This window comes from Streptomyces sp. NRRL S-646 (assembly GCF_000720765.1).
Lineage (GTDB): Bacteria > Actinomycetota > Actinomycetes > Streptomycetales > Streptomycetaceae > Streptomyces.
Genome location: NZ_JODC01000032.1, coordinates 61,956 through 81,979, shown reverse-complemented (window position 1 = coordinate 81,979; position 20,024 = coordinate 61,956). Strand labels below are relative to the sequence as shown.

Below are 20,024 nucleotides of genomic sequence, written 5' to 3'. Positions count from 1 at the left end.
GGGCCCGGAGCAGAGCGTGTCCGCCGTCTCCGTCGGGCGCGAACTCCTGCCGTTCCACTGTCCGCCCGGGCTGCGCGATCCACGAGCGGTGGGTGGGGGCGCCCGCGAGGGGCGGCTGTCGCCGCGGATGAACTCCGCCTGCGGCGCCCGCTCCCGGGCCCTGCGGATCTGACTTCGCTGATGACCATGCGAGTGCCCCGGTGCCCCAAGGCCGCCAGGGTCCGCGCGGCCGGCAGCCCGCTTCCGCATCCGACGTTCAGCACCGCGCTGCCGACGAGCAGTCCGCATGGTTCGCCCGCCGGGAGACGACCTCGTAGCCACGCCGGACGACGTTCTTGGGTATTCACCTCGATCCCGCCTCTCAGGCAGGCATCGACCGGGTCGCGTCCGCTGCGCCGCAACCCGACGCCCCGTGTTCACCCGGCGGTCGCGACGCGTTCGCTGCAGTGCCCAAATCTTGCCGCTGTCAACGAACTTGTCACACAGGAGGCCCGATGTTCCCGCACGCCACCGGCCGGCTCCGCGTCCGGCGCTCCGTCGCAGTGAGCGTTCCGCTGGTCGTGATCGCGGCCCTGGTGGCGGCCGGTCCGGACGCGAGTGCGTCGGACGAGGACGCGCATGTCGTCCGTACGGCGACGCTCGGGGACATTCCGCTGGGCGCCTTCAGCAACAGCCTGCTGCCCGGGACGGTGGACGACGACCGGGGCATCGACCTCGGCGGGATCGGCAGCGACATCTATCCGGCGGGCCGCAAGGGTGAGTTCTGGACGGTCACCGACCGCGGGCCCAACGGCCAGATCAAGGTGGCCGGTACGAAGCGCCGCACCTTCCCGGTGCCGGGCTTCGATCCGGCGATCGTGAAGATCCGGGTGGTCGGCGACACCGTGAAGGTGCTGGACGCGATTCCGATCACCACAGCTTCCGGGAAGGCTGTCACGGGGCTGCCGAACCAGGCGGGGCGCGACGAGGCGCCGTACTCCTACGACGCCAGGTCTCCGCTGTCGTACAACCCGAGCGGGCTGGACACGGAGGGCATCGTGCGGTCCGAGGACGGGAGTTTCTGGCTCGTCGACGAATACGGCCCGAGCCTTGTCCATGTCTCCGCGCGCGGGAGGGTACTCACGCGCTATGTGCCGAAGGGGCTGAACCTCACCGGTACCGACTACCCGGTGGTGGAGGCGCTGCCCGCGATCCTGCTGCACCGGAAGACCAACCGCGGTTTCGAGGGGCTGGCCCAACTGCCCGGCGGCGACCTGGTGATGGCCGTACAGAGCCCGCTGTCCCTGCCCGACACGGATGCGGGTGAAACGTCGCGCACCACGCGTCTGCTTCGTTTCTCGCCGAAGAAGAAGGCCGTCACCGCCGAGTACGCGTACCGCTTCGATCCGGTGAACGTGGTGGATCCGAGCGAGGACGACACCTCCGAGCTGAAGATCTCGTCGGTGGTCGCCGTGGGCGGCAATCGGCTGCTGGTGGAGGAGCGCACCGACAAGGCCGCGCGGCTGCAGCTGGTGAAGCTGGAGCGAGGCGCGAACATCCTGGGTGGTCCCTACGACGACGACGCGACGTCTCCGTCCCTGGAGCAGCTCGACGACCCGGCGGCCTCCGGCGTCCTGGTGCTCGACAAGCGGCTGGTCGTCGACCTCGGTACGGTCGCCGGGGTGCCCGGGAAGATCGAGGGCATCGCGCGCGTGGATCACGACACGCTCGCCCTGATCAACGACAACGACTTCGGCATGACGGACGGAGCGGGCGCGTTCGACGCGCAGGGGCGGCTGGTGGACAGCGGCATCGAGACGACGGTGACGTATGTGCGACTGCACCGGCTTCAGCCTCGCATGTGACCTGCGGCGGGGCTGAACACTTCCCGACCGGAGGCCGGGCCCACGCGGCCCGGCCACCGGTGTTGATGCGCAGGGCGCGCCTACGGGGCCATCTCGTACGCGCCGGACAGCGCCTCGACCCGCTGCCAGACCCGCTCCGTGCGTGCCTCGTCGACCACCGGCCGCCGGATCGAACCGAGCGCCCACTCCTGCTGTTGTTCGGTCGCCGAGTCCTTGCCGTGCAGTTCGACGGCGTGCGCGGAGAAGTCCCGCACGAGGACGGCGAGGAGTTCGTCGAGCACGTCCTCGTCGAGGCCGGTCAGCGCGGCCTGTTCCAGGACGAGCTGTCCGTGCACGACGAGGGCGAAGAGCTGACCGACCGCGAGAAGGAGATCGAGGTCCCGGCTCTGCTCCGCGTCCGGCGCGGCGGTGGCAACGAACTCGCAGAGTGCGTCGGCCTGTTCGCGGAAACGGGTCACATTGGGCAGGTGCGCGTACGCGTCGAAGGCGGGCCGCCAGTCGTGGAAGCGCACCGAGCCGAGGCCGCGGGCCGGTCCCTGCCGGAACAGGAAGTCGTCGTCGGCCGCGTCGAGGCGGGTGGGTACGGCGGGGTAGTCGACCGGGTCTAGGAGGTGGCTGCGCAGGAACTTCAGGATCAGCGCCAGGTTGACGTGGACCGTTCCCTCCAGCTTCGGAAGGCCGCGGATCTCCACGGCCGCCTGGGCGAAGTAGTTGTCCTTCTCGAAGCCCTTGGCCGCGATGACGTCCCACATCAGGTCGATGACCTTCTCACCCTCCGTGGTCACCTTCATCTTCGTCATCGGGTTGAAGAGCAGGTAGCGGCGGTCGTCCGGGCCGGCGGAGCGGAAGTAGTCGACAGCGCGGTCGCTGAACTGCTTCATGCCGACGAGCCTGACGTACGCGTCGGTCAGCTCGCGCCGGACATGCGGGAAGGCGGTGACGGGGCGGCCGTAGAGGATTCGGTTGTGGGCGTGGGTGACGGCCTCGTACATCGCGTGCTCGCAGATGCCGATCGAGGCGGTGCACAGGTTGAACTTGCCGACGTTGACGGTGTTGAGCGCGGCGTCGAAGGCGGCGCGGCCGGTGTGCAGGACGTCCTCGCCCGCTACGGGGTAGTCCTCCAGCCGGAACTCGCTGACGAACTTCGAGGAGTCGACGACGTTCTTGACCAGGTGATAGGACGGGTGACGGCTGTCGGCGGCGAAGAACACATAGCCGTCGGGGCCCTCGACGTCGGTACGGCGGCCGAAGACCGAGACGAGTCCGGCGGCGTTGCCGTTGCCGATGTAGTACTTGGAGCCGGTGGCGCGGAAGCCGCCGTTGCCGTCGGGTTCGAGCAGCATGTCGGTGGAGTAGATGTCGGCGCCGTGGACCTTCTCGGACAGGCCGAACGCGAACACCTCGCCCTGGGTGAGGAGTTCCGCGGCGCGGGCGCGGGCTGCGGCGTTGTCGCTCTGCCAGACCGGGCCGAGGCCGAGGATCGTGACCTGCCAGGCGTACCAGTAGTCGAGGCCGTAAAAGCCCAGGATCTCGTTGAGCGCGGCGATCCGGCCGGTGTCCCACCGCTTGTCCGGTTCCCCCTCCCCCGCGGCGGACGACGGCGTCAGGAAGGTGGCGAAAAGGTTCTCCTTCGCCGCGAAGGCGAGGAAGTCGCCGAGCCAGGCGCGAGTCCGGTAGTCCTCGATCAGCCGCCTCTTGCCACGTTCCTCGAACCAGTCGACGGTGGCACGCAGCAAGCGGCGCGTCTCGGGGTCGAAGTGCACGGGGTCGTAGGTGCGCGGGTTGAACAGCAGCTGGTCGGCCATGGGATGACGCCTTTCGGCTGGTGGACGGGTGGGAAACGGAAGATCTGACGGCCGGACGGGCCGGACGGGGATCGGGAGGAGCGGCGGCGGGAACGGCGGCGATCAGCGGCCGGGACCGAACCGGGCCAGCGTGGCGAGCACGTCGTCCAGCCAGTCGATCATCATCCGCTCGTACGCGATGCCGCCGCGCAGGACGACGTGCTGGAGCTCTCGCTCCGCGTCGAGCGGCGCAGCAGGACCGGCCGTGCTTGCTTCGGGCGTGAAGTCGCGCGCCTCTCCTGCGAGATAGTGCGCCAGCCGGTCCCGGTGCGCCTGGCGGTGCCGCTCCACCTCGCGGATCAGGGCGACCGGGTCGTCGAAGGCGGCGCCGCGGATCTTCACGGCCAGGTCGTGGCGGACGCTCTCCGGTTCGATCGGATCCTGCAACCAGGAGGACAGTGCGGCCCGGCCGAGGTCGGCGACGGAGTATTCCTTCTTGTCCGGCCGGCCCTGCTGCGCGACGTCCCGCACGTCGACCCAGCCGTCGTTCTCCATGCGCTTGAGCACGCGGTAGATCTGTTGGTGGGTCGCGGTCCAGAAGTAGCCGATGGACCGCTCGAAGCGCCGGGCCAGCTCGTAGCCGGATCCTGGCTTCTCCAGAAGCGACACCAAGATCGCGTGTTCGAGCGCCATGCCGTCGATCCTGCTATGCAACTCGTTGCATAGCAACCCTCGCCCGCTCCGATGCGACGCGGCTCACGCCGGCAACATGCCCAAGGAGAGGCGCCTCAAGGACAGACGTAGGTGAAGCTCGCCCTCGCCTCCATCGGGGCCGGCTGGTGCGCGATTCGCAGGCGGGCGGTCCCCCGGAAGCGACCGGAACCGCGGACCGTCCAGCGCAGGTGCACCCTGACCCGGCGCTCACCCCGGTGGGCGGTGCGGACGAGCTCGCCCGAATCCTGACCGTCCGCGCGCAGCCACTGGTAATTGACCGGGCCCGCGTGCCCGTCGGTGGTGACGACACCGACCAGGTCGGCCGTCTGACCGCAGTGCAACGGCCCTGCGGGGGCCTGGACCCGGACAGCGACGATCGCGGGAGCGGGGGCCGGGCGAACCAGCAGCCAGAGCAGGACGGCGGCGATCGCGACGACGGCGGTGGTGACGATCCAGCCCCGGCGCTTGCGGCGCGAGCGCGGGGAGGCTGGAACCGCTGCCTCGGTCCGCCATCGGGCACACAGGACGTCCTGCTCCTCCACCGGGACCCCGGGCCCGAACCGGAGCAGGATCCCGTCGGAGTCCTCCCCTGCGTCCACCGGAGGCAGGGCGACATGGTTGCGCTTGCCGAGGACGGTCGCCTGGGGGTCCGCTGCATGGGGACGGTGAGTGCGGCCGACCGTGGTGGGCTGGTCGGCGGCGGCTGAAGGGGTCGGTCCGGGGGGAGCCGGGGAGGCTCCCGGGTCCGAGGCCGCGGCGGTGCGGGCGTGGTCCGCCGTGGCGGGTTGGGCGACGGCGGCTGAGGGGCGGGAGGAACGGGCCGGTGCGGCAGCAGGATCTTCGGGGACGGTGGGGCGTGGGTCGGAGTCGGTTGCGTTCGGCGCCGGGTGAGGGTCCGTCCGCTGAGCCGGGCGACCAGGAGTCGCTGCGACGGACGGTGCCGGTGCCTTCGGCGGCGCGAAGTCCGGGGTCGACGCGGCCGCCGCCGCGCGGAGCGCCGTGCGGCGCAGGAAGTCCGCCGGGAGCGCCGCGCGTTGGGCGACCAGTTCGGCCCGGGCCGCCGCCAGCCCCTGCGACTCGGCGATGGCGGAGCAGCGAACGAACAGTTCCGCCGCGGGGGTTTCGGGCTGCGCCCAGGCGTCGCCGAGGGTGCGGGCCAGGGCGGCCCAGGCAGCTGTGGCGACTGCTGCCCGGCGGTCGGCGTGCGGCGCGTCGCCCGACACCGGTACGGCGGCCGCGTCGCCCAGCACCGCGCCCGTCTCCGCCCCGGCCAGCAGGGCGACACCGTCCGGGGCCATGACGATGGTGTCGGGGCCGAGTGGGCCGTGGGTCAGGCCTGCCGTGCGCAGGGCGAGGAGGGTCTGCGCGGTCTCGTTGAGGATGCTGGCCGCGCTGCCCGCGTCCGGGCGGGGGCCGCCTGCCGACGCCAGGACGTCGGCCAGGGTGGGGGCCGGCGGCCGGGCCGTGAGCAGCCACACCTCACCGGCCTCGGCCACGAGGTCGACCGTGCCGAGCAGTCCGGGCAGCCGGAGCTTCGCCGTGGCGAGCACCATGGCCGCCAGGCGCTCGCGCGTGCCGTCGGGCGCCAGCAGGGCGCGGTCGATGCGCAGCGCGCCGAGGGTCCGTTCGCCTGACCGGGCGGGGAGCAGGGCGTACCAGGTGCCGTGGCGCGTGTGCCTTGACCAGCCGGACAGGGGCCGGCCGGCCACTGTGGTGGCTGTCGTCATGTCGATCCGTTCTCGTCGCGGCGGGGAGTGGCTCTCGGAGCCCTCGGGAGTGTGGTCAGCACGGCGGTGCGTCCAGGGAGGCCGTCTGGGGACCGTTCGCTGCCGCCGGGTCGCTGCTGAGCGAGACCATCCAGGTCCCTCGGCACGGGTGGTTGGAGAAATCGGCCTCGAAGGTCAGGTCGTACCGCGTGCTCCCGGACAGGGACTGGGCCTGGGAGCCGTACGGGTCGGCGGGTGTGTCGACGTAGTAGTTCGCGGTGACGGTCAGCGGACCGGTGCTTGTCGTCTCGACGGTCACCGCCGCGACGAGCGTGCCGGGTTTCTGTCCACGCTGCCAGGAGCCGATGGTGAGGGTGACCGTGCCCGGGGTGGGCGGGCCTGGGGACTCGGTCGTCGGCGTCCCGGCCGGTGCGGTCGTCTCCGTGGACGGCGTGGGCGAGGCCGACGGGCTGTCCGAGGGGGTGGTGGTGGGCGAGGTGTCGGCTGTGGGCGGGGCACTGCTCACCGAAGGGGATGAGGAGGGTGAAGTGACCCGTACTGTCGGTGAGTTGACCGGCGCGGGGGTCGAACTCGCCACCGTCGTGGACGTGTCGTGCGGGCGGCCCGTCGCGTACGTCGCTCCGCCCGCGACGACCGCCAGCGCGGCCACCCCACCGGTCGCCACCTTCCATCCCCCGCGCTTCAGCCGGCCCAGCAGGGTGAGCGCGGTGGCCGGCCCGTCCAGTGTCGCGGTCGCGGTGAACGGGAACAACAGGGCCAGCAGCGCGGCGAGTTCGGCCAGTCGGCGGCGGCCGCGCTCCTCCCAGCCGGCGCCGTAGCCCTCGGTGGCGGACCGTTCCAGGTCGGCGAGGAACGCCTCGACGCCGGGCCGGTCCGCCGGGTCCTTCGCCAGGCCCGCGCGCAGCAGTCCGCGCACCGGCGCGGGTACGTCGTCCAGCGGGGCCGGTGCGCGCAGGTGCTGCAGGCGCAGCGCGGTCATGTCGTCCCCGGGGAACGGCCGTCGGCCGGTCAGGCACTCGAAGAACACCGCGGAGGCCGCGTAGACGTCGGCCGCCGGTCCGGCGGGCTCGCCGTTCCACTGCTCCGGCGCCATGTAAGCGGGCGTGCCCGCGACGTCGGTCTCCCGGCCGCTGCGCACCGCGATGCCGAAGTCGGCGAGCGCGCTGGTGCCGTCGGCGCGGACCAGGACGTTCTCCGGTTTGTAGTCGCGGTGCACCACCCCGGCCGTGTGGGCCGCGCCCAGCCCCAGGAGGGAGCCCTTGAGCAGGACGAGCGCTGCCTCGGGGCCGGTCGCCCCGTGGCGGCGCAGCAGGTGGCGCAGGCTGACGCCGTCCACGGCCTCCATCACGATCGCGGCGCCGGCGCGTGCCTCGACGTACTCGTACAGCCGCACCACAAACGGGTGCCGCAGCTCGCCGAGCAGCCGGGCCTCGGCGCGGAAGCGGGCCAGGAACTCCGGGTCCGCGCGCAGGCGTTCACTCAGGTACTTGACGGCGACGGGGACGCCGGTCGCGGTGTGCCGGGCGAGGACGACCCGGCCGCCGGCTCCCTCTCCCAGCGTCCGGACGGCCGCGTAGCCGGGTACGGCCCAGCCGCCCTCGGTGTCCTTGTCCTGGCTCATGCCGTCCCCTCCACCGGCGCGGGGAGCCCGGCCCCCCGCGGTACGTCCCTCGCGTCCCGGCGGCGCCGTACCCGGCGCAGCAGCCAGCGGGCGGGCGCGGACCACACCGGGAAGGCGACCAGGGCAACCACGGCCGCCTCGATCACCGTGGGCCACGGCTCGGCCAGTCGGCCGTCCAGCAGGTCGCCGATGCGGGAGCGCCAGGCCAGCAGGGCGAGGCCGAGGAAGCCGTAGGTGCCTACGACGACCGCGAGGCCGTAGGCGGCGAGGCCTGCCTGGCGGGGGCCGGGCCGGTTGCCCGCCCGCAGGTCTCGCCACAGGCCCGTGCGGAAGTAGGCGCTCGCCTCCTCGCGCAGCCGGGGCACCCGCAGGGCGTCGGTCAGCGCCTGGTAACCGTCCAGCGGCATCAGCGGGTTGAAGTTGTAGAGGGTGTTTAGATACAGGCCGAAGGCGAGGTGGTAAAGGACGGCCGAGGCGGGTCCCGCGGGCAGCAGGGCCGCGCCCGTGGCGCACCAGCCGGCCAGCGCCGCCGTGGACAGCGGCCCGGACAGGGCCACCACGACCCGCGACCAGCGGGAGCCGAACCACATGTCGCTGGTGTCCACGAACGCGAACGGCATGCCCATCATCAGCAGAAACCCGCCGCGCCTGACCTTGCGGCCGTACGACTTCACGGCCAGCGCATGCGTGAGCTCGTGGACGAGCAGCGCGCTCACATATCCGGCGGCCAGCACGACCGGGCCCCACACGCCCGCCCCGCCGAAGTCCAGTAGATGGTGCCGCCCCTGCGCGGCGAAGAACGCGGCGAGGCCACCGGTCACCGACAGCCAGGCGAGCAGCACCCCGGTCCGGGTGAACAGCCGCCAGCCGAAAGCCTGGTAGAGCCGGGTCACCAGCCGGTCGAGGCCGGGGACGGACACCTCCAGTTTCAGCAGCGCCCGGTATACGGCACGCGCCACCCGCCGCCAGCCCTTCGGCCGCTCCTCCTCCGGCCGCCCGGGCAGGCCACGCAGCAGCCCGGCGTCCGCGAACGCGGCCAGCGCGGACTCGATGCGGGGCAGGGCGAGTTCGCCGTAGCGGTCGGCGTAGGCGAACAGCAGGTCCCGTACGGTGTTATCGCCGTCAAGGGCGTGCCACAGGAAGACCTGGCGCTCGTCCAGTTCGAGATAGCGCCCTGTTCTGGTGCTGTTGAGCACCCAGCGGGGTGCGCCGCGTTCGGTCGGGATCTGCTTGAGGGCCCAGCCCGAACGGCGGCGGGGGCGCGCGGTGAGCGGACCGTTCGCCTCGGGGGCCTCCTCCTGCCCGGCCTGTCCGGCGGTGGGCAGCTGCGTCAGCTGGGTGCCGACGACCATCGTGCGCGAGCCGATCCGGGTGTCGCGAGGCTGCTCGAACACCAGGCGTACGTCGCCGACGGACAGCTCGGTGCCGTCGGCGAGGCCGGCCGCACCGCCGTGCAGGTCGACGCCGCCGACGGCGGTGCCGTTGAAGGAGTCCAGGTCCTCGATCCGGAAGCCCTCAGCGGTGCGGACGATGCGGGCGTGGCGGCGCGAGACGCTGGTGTCGGACAGGACCACGTCGTTGTCCTCGCCCCGGCCCAGCGTGGTGACCGGGGCGGTCAGCGAGACGAGCAGCGTGGGTTCGTCGAGGCCGCGCAACTGGGGTGCGGCGAACGAGGTCGACGCGGCACCCCGGCGCGGGGTACCGCAGTGCAGGCAGTACGGGAAGTCGCGCCGCACGTGGACGCGGCAGACACGGCAGAGCATGCGGTGGCTCAGCCTGCGCCGGAACCGCTGGCGAACGTTCCGCCGTCGAAACCTGCGTCGCCTTCCGCGGCGGGGCCCGAGTCCGGCAGGTGCGTGGCGGCGTTTCCGAGGCCGGAGGCGGGCAGGCCACCCTGGACGATGATGTGAGCACCGTTGCCACCCTCGCCCGAGGCGGGCAGGCCACCCTGGACGATGATGCGGTTACCACCGCCGGGCTCACCGACACCGCCGGGACGCCGACCGATGTTCTCGTGGCTGCCTCCGCCGTTTCCGTCGCCCCCACCGTCACCGCCGCCGTGGCCACCGCCACCACTGGGACGGTTGGTGTTCTCGGGGTCGCCACCACCTTCGCCACCGCCGCCGCCACCCTCGCCACCGCCGCCATGGCCACCACCACTGGGACGGTTGGTGTTCTCGGGGTCGCCACCACCTTCGCCACCACCGCCACCACCCTCGCCACCGCCGCCATGGCCACCACCACCACTGGGACGGTTGCTGTTCTCCGAGTCGCCACCGCCCTCGCCGCCGCCACCCTCGCCGCCGCCACCCTCGCCGCCGCCGCCCTCGCCGCCGCCGCCTTCGCCGCCGTCACGGTCGTAGATGCCACCGTGGCCGAAGTGACCGGCGTCCCCGCCGCCTTCCCCGCCGGCACCGCCGAAGCCGCCATGGCCCCCGAAGTCGCCGAACCCACCGGAACCCGCACCGCCGTCACCGAAGCCGCCGTCGCCAAGGCCACCACCGCCGAACCCGCCGTCGGCACCGCCACCGAACCCGCCGAAGTCCCCTTCGGCGCCGCCGAACCCGCCGTCGCCCCCGGCGCCGAAGTCACCGAAGCCCCCCTCGGCGCGACCGCCGACATGGTCCCCGAACCCTCCGAACTCACCGAAGTTGCCCACCTGGCCGAGCTCGCCGGCCACTTCGGCCGGGGACCGGTCCAGCAGGGGGCCGCCGAGCAGGCTGTGGGTACCGGTGGCTGCCGTGTCCAGGCCGGCGGCGCCCTCCTGGCCCCCGGCGGGACCTGACAGGTCGTAGCCCTGCTCGGTGGAGGCCGGGGCACCGGCATCGTGATCGCCTGAGACCTGCTCAGCCGGGACGGCGTGGGTCGTGGAGGCCTCGTGCGTCACCTCGGCGTGGTGGTCGACCGGGACGGTGTGGTCAGCGGTGATGTCGTGATGCGCCAGCGCGTGCGCCGCGCTTCCGAAGAACAGGGACGACTTGGACAGCCGTGGGTCGAGAGCGGCCGGTCCCCCGTCGGTGGCGGACTCGACGCGGAGGGAGCGGAGTTCGGCGACCTGGGCGAGCGACAGGCCGAGTCTTCGCGCAACCTCGCCGGTGTCGCCGTCGAGTTCGGCACGGAAGGCCGGGTCGACGGCCAGGCGGGTCAGGGCAGCACGATATGCGTCGTTGGTCATGGTTCGGTCTCCATCGCTCCGGGGGCACTGATGCCGATCGCGACGGAGCCGAGGATCCCCCCTGGTCGGCGGCAACTGCCATTTCCGGCCATCCCCGCCGATACCTGCTGGAGACGTTATAGAGCCTTGGCATGGACGGCGCAAGTGCAACGAGCAGGGCAGTTGCCGGGCACCGAGCACCTCGACCGCGCCGCGCACTCACCGATCAGATGTGGCCACCGACCCGTCGACCCACCAACGAAATGGCGAACAGTCGGAGCCGACATCCCTCAGCCCTCCCGGCCTCCCTGGAGGACGCGATCGAGCCCACTCCGCATGGGTCCGCAGGCGACCGAAGATGCAGACCGTCAATAACCGCCTGCGCACGCGGCCGAAGGCCAGCAGGGTCAGCACGACGAGCAGCCCGGGCAGGGTCATGGAGAAGACGAACTACCTGTCCGCAGTATCCGGGCCGAGCCTGCGGACAGTCACCCCCTGCACTCCCCTTCGCCGCTTGGCCGCTTGGCCGCTTGGCCGCTTGGCCGCTTGGCCGCTTGGCCGCTTGGCCGCTTGGCCGCTTGGCCGTTGGCATCGTGGGGTGTCTTCTCACGGTGCCTGACCTCGCGTCATGGCAGGTCGACGTCCCCCAAGGAAGGAATCAGCGATTCAAGGTCGCTCGGGACACTGCTCGGCAGTCCACTGGGCAGCTTCGACGGCAGTCTGCTGGGCAGCTTGCTCGGCAGTTCCGTCGGAATGCTCAGGGACGGCGACCGTGTGCGGCCGGAGCTCGCACCGGTGCCGTTGGGTGTTTTCTTGTCGGGCGAGTCGTCGTGGTCGGAGGCCATCAGGACGACGACGGCCACTGCGGCGACCGCCGCGAGGGCGACCAGGAGGACGAAGAGCGGGCTGCGCCGTCGCCTGGGCGGTGGCGGGGACGGCTGCCCGTCGCCGTAGGTCGGAGGTGGTCCGAACCCGCCGCCCGCTGGCGGTGTGTCACCCGGCGGGCCGGGCGGTCGAGGCGGTACCGGCGGTGTGGCCATACCGTCCAGAGTCGCGGCAGATCGGGCAGGCGGCGACCCCCGCACGGAAGTTGATACGGCCCCATGCCATGGACCGTACGGTTCCGGGGCATTCCGCGCGGGAGTCGCTCGGGCACGCGTGCGTGCGCATACGGATCAAGCACGCACGCGCACGTGTACGCGTGCCGTTCAGCCGCGAGCCCCCAGCAGGTGATCCATGGCCAGCTGGTCGAGGTGCTCGAAGGCCATCCCGCGCGCTGCGGTCGCCTCGACGTCGAACTCCTCGAAGGCGCTGCGGTCGGCGAGCAGGGCCTCAAGGCCGTCGCCGGCGGTCGGCTGGGCGAGCTGGTCCAGGCGCGAGGCGCGCAGGGCCTCCTGCACCTCCGGGTCGGCGCGGAAGGCGGCCGCGCGCTCCTTGAGGATGAGGTAGTTGCGCATGCAGCCGACGGCCGAGGCCCACACACCGTCGAGGTCCTCGGTCCGCGGCGGCTTGAAGTCGAAGTGGCGCGGGCCGTCGTAGCCGGCGCTCTCCAGGAGGTCGACCAGCCAGAACGCGGCGCGCAGGTCGCCGGCGCCGAAGCGCAGGTCCTGGTCGTACTTGATGCCGGACTGGCCGTTGAGGTCGATGTGGAAGAGCTTGCCCGCCCACAGGGCCTGCGCGATGCCGTGTGGGAAGTTCAGCCCGGCCATCTGCTCGTGACCGACCTCGGGGTTGACGCCGTACAGCTCCGGGCGCTCCAGGCGCTCGATGAAGGCGAGGGCGTGACCGACGGTGGGCAGCAGGATGTCACCGCGGGGCTCGTTCGGCTTGGGCTCGATCGCGAACTTGAGGTCGTAGCCCTGGGAGGTGACGTACTCGCCGAGGAGGTCGAAGGCCTCCTTCATGCGGTCGAGGGCGACACGTACGTCCTTGGCGGCGCCGGACTCGGCGCCCTCACGGCCGCCCCAGGCGACGTAGGTCTTCGCGCCGAGCTCGGCCGCGAGGTCGATGTTGCGGATGGTCTTGCGCAGGGCGTAGCGGCGCACCTCGCGGTCGTTCGCGGTGAACGCTCCGTCCTTGAAGACGGGGTGGGTGAAGAGGTTGGTGGTGGCCATCGGCACGGTCATGCCGGTCGTGTCGAGGGCCTGGCGGAAGCGCTTGATGTGCGACTCGCGCTCGGTGTCGGAGGATCCGAAGGGGATCAGGTCGTCGTCGTGGAAGGTGACGCCGTAGGCGCCGAGCTCGCTCAGGCGCTGCACCGTCTCGACCGGGTCGAGGGCACGCCGCGTGGCGTCGCCGAACGGGTCCCTTCCCTGCCAGCCGACGGTCCACAGGCCGAAGGTGAACCTGTCCTCGGGGGTGGGCTGGTAGCTCATGCCGCGGCTCCTTGCTTGTTTGCGACGGTTGCCTCACGACTATTTCGTCATGGCGGTTTACAAATTAGTATGCGAACGCATCGCTGGGAAGGGACAAGATGTCCCCGAAGGGGTGAGGTTCCGGGTCGCCATGGCCCGGGAACCCTCGAACCAGCAGGTCAGAGCCCCGCAGAGCCGCGGAAAAAGGGAGAGCCCGATGTCAGCAGCCGAGGGTCCGCTCGTCGTCGGCGTGGACACGTCCACTCAGTCCACCAAGGCGCTCGTCGTCGACGCGGCCACCGGTCAGGTCGTCGCGAGCGGCCAGGCACCGCACACCGTCTCCTCCGGGGCCGGCCGCGAGAGCGACCCGCGCCAGTGGTGGGACGCCCTGTGCGCGGCGCTCGACCAGTGCGGTGACGCGGCACACGAGGCCGCCGCGGTCTCGATCGGCGGGCAGCAGCACGGCCTGGTCACGCTGGACGAGCGGGGCGAGCCGGTGCGCCCGGCGCTGCTGTGGAACGACGTGCGTTCGGCGCCGCAGGCCCGCCGGCTGGTCGAGGAGCTGGGCGGCCCGAAGGCTTGGGCGGAGCGCACCGGAAGCGTGCCCGGCCCCTCCTTCACCGTCACCAAATGGGCCTGGCTGGCCGAGAACGAGCCGGAGGCGGTCCGCGCCACCAGGGCGGTGCGCCTGCCCCACGACTACCTCACCGAGCGGCTGACCGGGCAGGGCACGACCGACCGCGGCGACGTCTCCGGTACGGGGTGGTGGGCCTCGGGGACGGAGTCCTACGACGAGGAGACCCTCGCGCACGTGGGGCTCGATCCCGCGCTGCTGCCCCGGGTGGTCCGGCCCGGTGAGGTGGCGGGCACCGTGCGCGACAGCCACGACCTGCCGTTCTCCAAGGGCACCCTGGTCGCGCCGGGCACGGGTGACAACGCCGCCGCGGCGCTCGGCCTCGGGCTGCGTCCCGGCACCCCCGTGCTCAGCCTGGGCACCTCGGGCACGGTGTACGCGGTCTCCAAGCGGCGCCCTGCCGACCCGACCGGCACGGTGGCGGGCTTCGCGGACGCCCACGGCGACTGGCTGCCGCTGGCCTGCACCCTGAACTGCACGCTCGCCGTCGACCGCGTCGCCACACTGCTGGGCCTGGACCGCGAGGCCGTCGAACCGGCCATCGGCATCACCCTGCTGCCCTACCTGGACGGCGAGCGCACCCCCAACCTGCCCAGCGCCTCCGGCCTGCTGCACGGGCTGCGCCACGACACCACCGGCGGTCAGCTCCTGCAGGCCGCCTACGACGGCGCCGTGCACTCGCTGCTCGGCGCGCTCGACCTGGTCCTCGACGAGGACGCGGACCGCTCGACGCCGCTGCTGCTGATCGGCGGGGGCGCCCGGGGCACGGCCTGGCAGCAGACCGTACGCCGCCTGTCGGGCCGCCCGGTCCAGGTGCCCCAGGCCAAGGAACTGGTCGCGCTGGGCGCCGCGGCGCAGGCGGCGGGCCTGCTGACCGGGGAGGATCCGGCCTCGGTCGCCCGGCGCTGGAACACCGCCGCGGGCCCGGTGCTGGAGGCCGTGCAGCGGGACGAGGCGACGCTGGCGAGGATCGCCGGGGTACTCTCCGACGCGGCCCCGCTGCTGGAGCGGAGCACCGACAGCTGAGGACGGGGGCATGACCGCACCGCTGCACGAGGCCCACCCGGCCGGCCCGGGGCGGGCGCTGCCCGACACCCAGCAGGGCATGCGCCGCCGCAATCTCGCCCGGGTGATGCACACCGTCAGCGCCGAGGGACCGCTCTCCCGAGCCACCGTCGCCTCCCGCATCGGGCTGACCCGGGCGGCCGTGTCGACCCTTGTCGACGAGCTCATACGCACCGGACTGCTCGAAGAGCTGGGACCCGAGCGGCCCGGACGGGTGGGCCGTCCCGGCTCGGCGCTCGCCGTCAGCGGTCACGGCCCCGCCGGCATCGGCGCCGAGATCGGCGTGGACCACCTCGCGGTCTGCGCGGTCGACCTGCGCGGACAGGTACGCGCGCGTGCCGTGCGACACGGCGCCAACCGCGGCCGCTTGCCCGAGCCGGTGATCGAGGAACTCACCGATCTGGTGCGCCGGGTGGTCGCCGAGGCGGAGCGCGAGGGGCTGTGGCCCGCGGGGCTCGCGGTGGCCGTGCCGGGCCTGGTGGCGCGCGACGCCCGCACCGTCGTACGCGCCCCGAACCTCGACTGGCACGACACCGACATCGGGGCGCTGCTGCCCACCGACATCCCGCTGACCGTCGACAACGAGGCCAACTTCGGTGCGCTCGCCGAACTCTGGCTCGGGGAACGCACCCCGCACGACTTCCTGCATGTCTCGGCGGAGATCGGTATCGGCGCGGCGGTCGTCGTGGCCGGGGGGCTGCTGCGCGGGACGCGTGGTTTCGCGGGCGAGCTGGGGCATGTCCCGGTGCAGCCGGAGGGGCCTGCCTGCCCGTGCGGCGGGCGCGGGTGTCTGGAGCAGTACGCCGGTGAGGAGGCGGTGCTGCGGGCGGCGGGCCTGGAGCCGGGCGAGGACCGGGTCGGGCTGCTTGCGGGCCGGGCCGCAGAGGGCGACGAGGACGTACGAGGTGCGCTGCGCGACGCGGGGAAGGCGCTCGGCATCGCGCTGACCGGGGCGGTCAACCTGCTGGATCCCGAGGGCGTGGTGCTGGGCGGCGCGCTGGCCGGGCTCGCGCCGTGGCTACTGCCGTCGCTGGAGGCCGAGCTGGACCGGCGCACCGCGGGCCCCGCCTGTCCGGTGTCCGTGTCGCGGCTGGGCCCGGAAGGGCCCCTGCTGGGCGCGGCGCACTCGGTGGTGCGGGCGGTGCTGGACGACCCCGCGGCGGTGGCCGAACGAGCCTGACCCCGGCACCCGCGCCGCTGTTCCGGATCAGCACCCTGCACCCGCCTTAGGCTTTCCCCGGCACCGGCACGACCCGAGGAGCGCAACCGTGTTCGACCCAGCAGCTGAGCACCCGTACCCCGACAGCCGGCGGCCGGACGCACCGCCCGCACCACACCCTCTGCTCGCGCCCGTGCTCGGCCTCCTGGGTGCATGGCAGGGCCGCGGCGAGGGCGGCTACCCGACGCTCGACGGGGACTTCGCGTACGGGCAGGAGGTCGTCTTCAGCCATGACGGGCGCCCCTTCCTCCACTACGAGGCCCGGGCCTGGCTGCTCGATGCCGACGGCGCACCGCTGCGTCCGGCGGCCCGGGAGAGCGGCTGGTGGCGGCTTCAGCCCGAGGGCCGGGTGGAGGCACTGATCACCCAGCCCACCGGGATTGCGGAGATCGCGGTCGGCCGGGCGGGCGAGGGCACGGTGGACCTCTCCACCCACGACGTGGCGCTCACCCCCACCGCGAAGGAGGTCACCGCCACCCGCCGCCGCTACACCCTCGCCGACGACGACACCCTCACCTTCGCCTTCGACCTCGCGGCGGTCGGCCGGCCGTTGCAGCACCATCTCTCGGCAAGCCTGCGGCGTACGCAGTAGATCGCGCCCAGCCGTCGGCTTCACCCGTACGGGTGGCCGGGTTTTCCACATTCGCACCGTCGTCCACCGAAGCACGCTGCGCCCTTCTGCCCAACTCGCAAGCGCCGTACCGTGATTCACGCGAGGCACTCCCGCCGGGTCGGGCGGCGTGGGGCAAGTCGGCGTGGGTTGAGGGGGATTCACATGTCGGGGGATGTGACAGCGGACGTAGGTCTCAGGCGCGACGCGATCGGGCTGCGCGAGGTGCTGTTCCAGAGCATCACGGCCATGGCACCGGCCGCAGCCGTCGCCGCGTCCATTCCGTCGGGCGCGGCCTTCGCCGGCGGAAGTCTGCCACTGGCCGTGCTGATCGCGCTGGTGGCCTGCCTGTTCACCGCGTCCTGCGTGGCCGAGCTGGCGCGTGAGCTCCCGGCGGCGGGCTCGGTGTCGACGTATGCGGCGCAGGGGCTGCATCCGGCGGTCGGCTTCCTCGTCGGCTGGGGCTATGTGTTCGTGGAGGCGCTGGTGCCGCCGCTGCTGCTTCTGCAGCTCGGCTTCACCACGGCCGGCACGCTGCACCAGGAGTGGTCCTCCTATCCGGCAGACCTGTGGTGGCCCTGGGCGCTCGCGGGTGCGGCGATCATCGCGGCCACAGGGTACTTCGGGGTGCGTGCCTCGGCCCGCTTCGGCACCGTCCTGGGCGTCTTCGAGGTCCTTGTCCTCCTGGTGTTCGCCGTCTGGCTGATCGGCAAGGCGGGAGCGGACAACACCCTTTCGGTGTTCGGCACTTCGCACACGGCCGAGGGCTACCACGGGGTCAGCGGGGTATTCGCCGGGTCGGTGTACACGGTACTGGCCTTCGCCGGGTTCGAGGCCGCGGCGCCGCTCGCCGAGGAGACACGCAACCCGCGCCGCACCATGCACCGGGCGGTACTCGGCGCGGCGCTCGGGATCGGCCTGTTCTACGTGGTCACCACCTACGCCATGACGGTGTACGTCGGGCCTGACCGGTTCGCGAAGTTCGGGGCCTCCGGCGCAGCGTCCTGGGAGGGTGTGGCACGGGCGTCGTTCGGCCTGTTCTGGGTGCTGGTGTTCCTGGCCGTGGTGAACTCGACGATCGCCAACGCCAACGCATGCGCCAACGTCTCCACCCGTACGGCCTTCGCCCTGGCCTGCATCCGCGTCCTGCCCCGCCTCTTCGCCACGCTCCACCCCAGACACCGCTCCCCCGTCGCCGGAATCGCCGTACAGACCGTGGTGGCGGTCGGTGCGGTGCTGGGGCTCGGCTTCGGCTACGACCCGGTGACGGCGTTCCTGCTGCTCGCCACGGTGATCGTCACCGTCGTGATCGGCGTGTACATCGTCGTCAACCTCTCCTGCGCCGGCTATTTCCTTCGCCGCAGGCGGGAGTTGCTCAAACCGGTACGGCATCTGCTGCTGCCGCTGCTGGGCATCATCGCGTTCGTGCCCGCGCTGCTGACCGCGGCGGGCCTGCCCGTCTTCGACTTCGTCACCGCACTGACCGCGCCCGTCTCCTACGCGGGACCGGTCGTCGCCGTGTGGATGGCCGTCGGCGTCGTGGTGCTGCTGGTGCTCATGCGGCGGCATCCCGAGCGGATATCCGAGACCGCCCGCGTCCACCTCGACGACCCCTCCCCGACCGGCCCTGTGCAGAACGGAGCAGCACACCCATGAGCGACCCCCGCATCCTGACCGTCCGGCCGGAGCCGGGCGAGTACGCCTGGACGTTCGGCGGCGCCCCGCCCGTGGCGCGCATCGCGCCCGGCACGGTCCTCGACCTGTACACAGAGGACTGCTTCGCCGGGCGGGTGCGGTCCGAGAAGGACCTGGTGTCCGAGGTGTGCGAGTTCCCCTTCCTCAATCCGCAGACCGGACCGTTCCACGTCGAGGGTGCCCAACCGGGTGACACGGTCGCCGTGCACTTCGTGTCCGTCGAACCGGCCCGCGACTGGGCCGCGTCGACCACGGTCCCGCTGTTCGGCGCGCTCACCTCCACGCACACCACGGCCACGCTCCAGCCGCCGCTGCCGGAGACGGTGTGGATCTGGCAGCTCGACCGCAGCCGCCGCACGGCGCTGTTCCGGGCGCACGACAGCGACATCGAGGCCGAGCTGCCCCTGGACCCGATGCACGGCACCGTGGGCGTGGCCCCAGCCAACCTCGAGGTGCGTTCGGCCCTGGTACCCGACGCGCACGGCGGCAACATGGACACGCCCGAGATGCGGGCCGGCGTCACCTGCTACCTCGGCGTGAATGTGGAGGGCGCGCTGCTCAGCCTCGGCGACGGGCACGCTCGGCAAGGCGAGGGCGAGACCTGCGGCGTCGCGGTCGAGTGCGCGATGAACACCGTGGTGATCGTGGAACTGCTCAGGGGGCTCGCCACGCCCTGGCCGCGCATCGAGTCGGACACGCACATCATCTCCACGGGGTCGGCCCGCCCCCTGGAGGATGCGTTCCGGATATCGCAGCTCGACCTGGTGCAGTGGCTGGTGCGCGACTACGGCTTCAGTGAGCTGGACGCCTACCAGTTCGCCACCCAGGCGGTGGAGTCACCGCTGGCCAATGTGTGCGACACCAACTACACCTGCGTGGCCAAGATCCGCAAGGAGTGGCTGCCCGCGCGCGAGACTCATCGCGGCGTGCACGCGCAGCTGCGCGAGATCGCGACGAGTTTGCGGGGCTGAGCCTCCCCCGCTGACCGAAAGGCACGGCTTCATGGAACGGGCAAGACCCAGCACATCCAGACGGCGGTTCCTGAAGGGCGCTGTCCTGGCCGCCGTCCCGTACGCGTTACTTCCCGACGCGCGGGCCGGGGCGCAGGACCAGGCCGTCGACTACCCGGGGGCGGAGTGGCAGCCGGCGAGCACATCCAACTACACGGCATCGGACCGCCCCACGTCCTATCCCCTCGACTGCGTGATCATCCATGTCACGCAGGAGACGTACGCCAAGACGCTCGCCATCTTCCAGAACCCGGAGAAGAAGGTGACCGCGCACTACCTGGTGCGTTCGGCGGACGGGCACGTGGCGCAGTGCGTTCGGGAGGCCGACATCGCCTGGCACGCGGGCGACTGGGACTACAACACGCGCAGCATCGGTATCGAACACGAGGGTTGGGTTGACCGGCCCGAATACTTCACCGACGCCCTGTACCGACAGTCGGCCGGACTCACGGCGGCGATCTGCACGAAGTACGGCATCCCGAAGGACCGGGACCACATCATCGGGCACTACGAGGTGCCGGGGACGGACCACACCGACCCCGGACCCCACTGGGACTGGGCGCACTACATAAAGCTCGTCGACCTCGCCTGAC

General features: G+C 72.1%; 16 protein-coding genes. 8 read left to right on the top strand and 8 right to left on the bottom strand.

The window, feature by feature from the left end; all coding sequences use genetic code 11:
- Window positions 1-16 precede the first annotated feature (16 nt).
- Together IH68_RS56825 and IH68_RS0145515 are read left to right on the top strand one after the other, a co-directional pair.
- On the top strand, window positions 17-172 hold the full coding sequence (locus IH68_RS56825) for a hypothetical protein (protein WP_159403848.1): 156 nt from the start codon (window positions 17-19) through the stop codon (window positions 170-172).
- 322 nt (window positions 173-494) lie between these two features.
- Window positions 495-1,844, top strand: a complete 1,350-nt coding sequence (locus IH68_RS0145515) for an esterase-like activity of phytase family protein (protein WP_030948769.1) — start codon at window positions 495-497, stop codon at window positions 1,842-1,844.
- An 80-nt stretch (window positions 1,845-1,924) separates the two neighbouring features.
- On the opposite strand, the gene IH68_RS0145510 is transcribed toward IH68_RS0145515, so the two are convergent.
- The 8 genes from IH68_RS0145510 to xylA all read right to left on the bottom strand — a co-directional run bounded on the left by IH68_RS0145510 (window position 1,925) and on the right by xylA (window position 13,219).
- Window positions 1,925-3,649, bottom strand: coding sequence for an acyl-CoA dehydrogenase family protein (locus IH68_RS0145510; protein ID WP_030948767.1), 1,725 nt, complete (start codon window positions 3,647-3,649; stop codon window positions 1,925-1,927).
- A gap of 102 nt (window positions 3,650-3,751) precedes the next feature.
- The gene (locus IH68_RS0145505; protein ID WP_030948764.1) at window positions 3,752-4,321 is read right to left on the bottom strand and encodes a PadR family transcriptional regulator; all 570 of its coding nucleotides are present in this window, start codon (window positions 4,319-4,321) and stop codon (window positions 3,752-3,754) included.
- A 95-nt stretch (window positions 4,322-4,416) separates the two neighbouring features.
- Entirely contained in the window at window positions 4,417-6,069 is a 1,653-nt protein-coding gene (locus IH68_RS52190) for a hypothetical protein (RefSeq protein ID WP_051834062.1), read from the bottom strand.
- Between the two features lie 55 nt (window positions 6,070-6,124).
- The gene (locus tag IH68_RS0145495; protein ID WP_063763603.1) at window positions 6,125-7,690 is read right to left on the bottom strand and encodes a serine/threonine-protein kinase; all 1,566 of its coding nucleotides are present in this window, start codon (window positions 7,688-7,690) and stop codon (window positions 6,125-6,127) included.
- Complete coding sequence (locus tag IH68_RS52185; protein WP_051834061.1) at window positions 7,687-9,453, bottom strand: FHA domain-containing protein; 1,767 nt, start codon at window positions 9,451-9,453, stop codon at window positions 7,687-7,689. The genes IH68_RS0145495 and IH68_RS52185 overlap by 4 nt, the downstream gene beginning before the upstream one ends.
- Window positions 9,454-9,461: 8 nt before the next feature.
- Complete coding sequence (locus IH68_RS56820; protein WP_051834060.1) at window positions 9,462-10,865, bottom strand: hypothetical protein; 1,404 nt, start codon at window positions 10,863-10,865, stop codon at window positions 9,462-9,464.
- A 605-nt stretch (window positions 10,866-11,470) separates the two neighbouring features.
- Complete coding sequence (locus tag IH68_RS58790; protein WP_030948751.1) at window positions 11,471-11,884, bottom strand: hypothetical protein; 414 nt, start codon at window positions 11,882-11,884, stop codon at window positions 11,471-11,473.
- 168 nt (window positions 11,885-12,052) lie between these two features.
- On the bottom strand, window positions 12,053-13,219 hold the full coding sequence (xylA, locus tag IH68_RS0145475) for a xylose isomerase (protein WP_030948748.1): 1,167 nt from the start codon (window positions 13,217-13,219) through the stop codon (window positions 12,053-12,055).
- Window positions 13,220-13,415: 196 nt separating this feature from the next.
- Between xylA and xylB the strand changes: the two genes are divergently transcribed.
- From xylB to IH68_RS0145445, 6 genes are all read left to right on the top strand, one after another.
- Window positions 13,416-14,858 carry a xylulokinase gene (gene xylB / locus IH68_RS0145470; protein ID WP_030948745.1) on the top strand — a complete coding sequence of 481 codons (1,443 nt, stop codon included), beginning with the start codon at window positions 13,416-13,418 and terminating at the stop codon, window positions 14,856-14,858.
- Between the two features lie 10 nt (window positions 14,859-14,868).
- Window positions 14,869-16,077: an ROK family transcriptional regulator gene (locus IH68_RS0145465; RefSeq protein ID WP_030948743.1), complete on the top strand. Its 1,209-nt coding sequence runs from the start codon at window positions 14,869-14,871 to the stop codon at window positions 16,075-16,077.
- A gap of 88 nt (window positions 16,078-16,165) precedes the next feature.
- Window positions 16,166-16,708, top strand: a complete 543-nt coding sequence (locus tag IH68_RS0145460; RefSeq protein WP_030948740.1) for an FABP family protein — start codon at window positions 16,166-16,168, stop codon at window positions 16,706-16,708.
- Window positions 16,709-16,891: 183 nt separating this feature from the next.
- Complete coding sequence (locus IH68_RS0145455; protein ID WP_030948737.1) at window positions 16,892-18,382, top strand: APC family permease; 1,491 nt, start codon at window positions 16,892-16,894, stop codon at window positions 18,380-18,382.
- Window positions 18,379-19,392, top strand: a complete 1,014-nt coding sequence (locus IH68_RS0145450; protein WP_030948734.1) for an acetamidase/formamidase family protein — start codon at window positions 18,379-18,381, stop codon at window positions 19,390-19,392. The genes IH68_RS0145455 and IH68_RS0145450 overlap by 4 nt, the downstream gene beginning before the upstream one ends.
- A gap of 31 nt (window positions 19,393-19,423) precedes the next feature.
- On the top strand, window positions 19,424-20,023 hold the full coding sequence (locus IH68_RS0145445; RefSeq protein ID WP_030948731.1) for an N-acetylmuramoyl-L-alanine amidase: 600 nt from the start codon (window positions 19,424-19,426) through the stop codon (window positions 20,021-20,023).
- The last annotated feature ends 1 nt before the right edge of the window (window position 20,024 follow it).